The organism is Vibrio sp. 1580 (assembly GCF_033340055.1).
On the sequence record NZ_JAWOVT010000520.1, the window covers coordinates 1 to 575 of the forward strand.

At 46.6% G+C, this 575-nt stretch carries 1 protein-coding gene and 1 pseudogene; both read left to right on the plus strand.

Going from position 1 to position 575, the window contains the following annotated elements; genetic code table 11:
* On the plus strand, window positions 1-406 hold a 406-nt coding region (locus R7093_RS26935), incomplete at its 5' end, for a chemotaxis protein CheW (protein ID WP_318147238.1).
* Window positions 407-420: 14 nt separating this feature from the next.
* Window positions 421-575 (plus strand): annotated as a pseudogene (locus R7093_RS26940) (DUF2802 domain-containing protein); the annotation flags it as partial.

The window sequence follows — 575 nt, forward strand, 5'->3', positions numbered from 1 at the left end:
GTACGGCATCAATGTAATGCAAGTTCGTGAAGTTCTTCGTTACACTGAAATTGCTCCAGTTCCAGGTGCGCCAGATTACGTACTAGGTATCATCAACCTACGTGGTAACGTTGTAACGGTTATCGATACACGTTCACGCTTCGGTTTGATGGAAGGCGAAGTAACTGATAACACACGTATCATCGTGATCGAATCAGAGCGTCAAGTTATCGGCATCTTGGTAGATAGCGTTGCTGAGGTGGTTTACCTACGTTCTTCTGAGATCGACACTACGCCTTCTGTAGGTACAGACGAAAGCGCGAAATTCATCCAAGGTGTAAGCAACCGTGACGGTAAGCTTCTGATCCTTGTTGATTTGAACAAGCTGCTAACTGACGACGAATGGGACGAGATGGCTCACCTATAATTGGCTGAATGATGATGGCTGAAGATACTTTTTTATCTGTACCATTCCTCGCGGGTGGCGTTGCGTTTATTGTATTGGTGTTGGTTGTGTTGCAGCTGCGCATTCGTGCTAGTTTGCAAAAGCAAATGGACCAACAGCGAGCGCAGGCACGACACGCGGATAAAGAAGT